This window comes from Nocardioides sp. (assembly GCF_047607365.1).
Lineage (GTDB): Bacteria > Actinomycetota > Actinomycetes > Propionibacteriales > Nocardioidaceae > Nocardioides.
The window spans coordinates 1-2,560 of sequence record NZ_JASGDD010000178.1; the positions used below are offsets into that span (position 1 = coordinate 1).

2 protein-coding genes and 1 pseudogene are annotated in these 2,560 nt (G+C 75.8%); all 3 read left to right on the plus strand.

The features are described from left to right. Positions 1–251 (plus strand): annotated as a pseudogene (locus QM572_RS13765) (magnesium chelatase); the annotation flags it as partial. A gap of 58 nt (positions 252–309) precedes the next feature. Continuing rightward, a complete protein-coding gene (cobO, locus tag QM572_RS13770) occupies positions 310–933 on the plus strand; it encodes a cob(I)yrinic acid a,c-diamide adenosyltransferase (RefSeq protein WP_415094052.1) in 624 nt (207 codons plus the stop codon). Further along, a partial coding sequence (locus QM572_RS13775) for a cobyrinate a,c-diamide synthase (RefSeq protein WP_415094051.1) occupies positions 927–2,560 on the plus strand: 1,634 nt, incomplete at its 3' end. The genes cobO and QM572_RS13775, both read left to right, overlap by 7 nt.

Below are 2,560 nucleotides of genomic sequence, written 5' to 3' on the forward strand. Positions count from 1 at the left end.
CCCTGCTCGTCGTCGTCACCGACGGGCGGGCGACCGGCGGCGCCGGGGCGGGCGATCCGGTCGCGCGCTCGCGGCAGGCCGCGGAGCATCTCGCCGGTCTCGGCATCGCCACGGTCGTCGTCGACGGGGAGAGCGGCCCGCTGCGGCTCGGCCTGGCCCGGACCCTCGCCGAGCACCTGCGGGCCGAGCACCTGCCGGTCGCCGAGGTGAGCGCCGAGGCGCTCACCGGTGCCGCGAAGGGGGCTGCCTAGTCATGGCTCCCTCCGCCTCGGCTGCTGCGCGACGTTCGACACGACAGGAGTCATGACCATGCCGCAGGGCCAGCCGACCGTCGTACCCGAGGACGGGCTCACCACGCGCCAGCGCCGCAACCGGCCCGTGCTCGCCGTTCACACGGGCGACGGCAAGGGGAAGTCGACGGCGGCCTTCGGGCTCGCGCTCCGCGGCTGGAACCAGGGCTGGCGCATCGGGGTCTTCCAGTTCGTGAAGTCGGCCAAGTGGCGGATCGGCGAGCAGACCGTGCTCGAGCGGCTCGGCCGGCTGCACGAGGAGACCGGCGAGGGCGGTCCGGTCGCGTGGCACAAGATGGGCTCCGGCTGGTCGTGGACCCGCAGTTCCCAGGACGCCGAGGGCAACAACACCGGGGCGGCCGCGGCCGCGGAGGGCTGGGCCGAGATCAAGCGCGCCCTCGCCGAGGAGCGCCACGACCTGCTGATCCTCGACGAGTTCACCTACGTCATGGAGTGGGGCTGGGTCGACACCGAGGAGGTCGTCGAGGTCCTGCGCGGCCGGCCGGGGCACCAGCACGTCGTGGTCACCGGCCGCCGCGCGCACCCGGCGCTGGTCGAGGCCGCGGACCTCGTCACCGAGATGACGAAGGTGAAGCACCCGATGGACGCCGGCCAGAAGGGCCAGAGGGGCATCGAGTGGTGACGGCGACCCGGCTGCCGCGCCTCGTCGTCGCCGCCCCCTCCACGGGTCAGGGCAAGACCACGATCGCGACCGGTCTGATGGCCGCCCTCGCCGCGCGCGGCACCGTCGTGAGCGGCCACAAGGTCGGGCCGGACTACATCGACCCCGGCTACCACGCGCTCGCCACCGGCCGTCCCGGTCGCAACCTCGACCCGCATCTGGTGGGGGAGGAGCGGATCGTCCCGCTGCTCCTGCACGGCGCCCGGGGCGCCGACGTCGCGATCGTCGAGGGCGTGATGGGGCTCTACGACGGGCGGCTGGGCACCGACGGCTTCGCCTCCACCGCCCACGTGGCGGGGCTGACGTCGTCGCCGGTCGTGCTCGTCGTCGACGTGGCGCGGATGTCGCGGACGGCGGCGGCGATCGCGGCCGGCATGGCGGCGTACGACGACGGCGACCGGCAGGCCCGGATCGCGGGCGTCGTGCTCAACCGCACCGGCTCGGCACGCAACGACGCCGAGATCGCCCGGGCGATGGAGCGCGCCGGGCTGCCGGTCCTCGGCATGCTGCCGCGCGACGAGGAACTCGCCACGCCCTCGCGCCACCTCGGCCTGGTCACCGCCGCCGAGCGCGACGGCTCCGTCGCGCTGATCCAGCGGCTCGGCGAGCGGGTCGCCTCCCACCTGGACCTCGACGCGCTGCTCGCCGTGGCCCACAGCGCGCCCGACCTCGACGGCACCGCGTGGGAGCCCACCGCCGAGATCCGGCCGGCCGGCGAGGGACGGCCCGTGGTCGCGATGGCCGGCGGGCGGGCGTTCACGTTCCGCTATCCCGAGACCGAGGAGCTGCTCCGCGCCGCGGGATGCGACGTCGTCGCCTTCGACCCGCTCCGCGACGTGTCCCTGCCCGCGGGGACGCGCGGGGTCTACCTCGGCGGCGGCTTCCCCGAGGTGTACGCCGGCGAGCTGGCCGCCAACGGGCCGCTGCTGCGCGACCTGCGGGCCGCGGTGGCGTCCGGCGTGCCGACCGTCGCCGAGTGCGCCGGGCTGCTCTACCTCGCCGAGACCCTCGACGGTGCGCCGATGGCCGCGGCGCTGCCGGTCACCGCCGCGATGAGCGAGCGGCTGACGCTCCGCTATCCCGTTGCGGTCGCTGCCTCCGACTCGCTCCTCGCCCGGGCGGGGGAGGAGGTCACCGGCCACGAGTTCCACCGCACCCGCACCACGCCCACGGTCGGCAGCGGCCCGGCGTGGCGGCCGGCCTGGGAGGTCGACGGCGAGACGATCGGCTTCGCCGGCCCGAGCCTGCATGCGTCCTATCTCCACGTCCACTGGGCGGGGCACCCGCGGCTCGCGCAGCGCTTCGCCGACGCCGTACACGCCCATGAGGATGGCGGGAGGGCGTCGCCCGGCCCGCCGCACCGCCCCCTCCACCCCGTGGGACACCCCCTGCGACACCATGGCGACGCGGAGACCGGAGCCGGGCTGCTCGACTTCGCGGTCAACGTCTACGACGGTCCCCGGCCCGGCTGGCTCGACGCGGCGCTCCGGGACTCCCTCGCCCAGGTCGGCGCCTATCCCGACGCGGCACCCGCCCACCGCGCGATCGCCGCGCACCACGGCCGCGACCGCGACGAGGTGCTCGCGAC

Coding starts and splice junctions, on each gene's coding strand:
- cobO (WP_415094052.1), top strand. CDS start 310: ATGCCGCAGGGCCAGCCGACCGTCGTACCCGAGGACGGGCTCACCACG.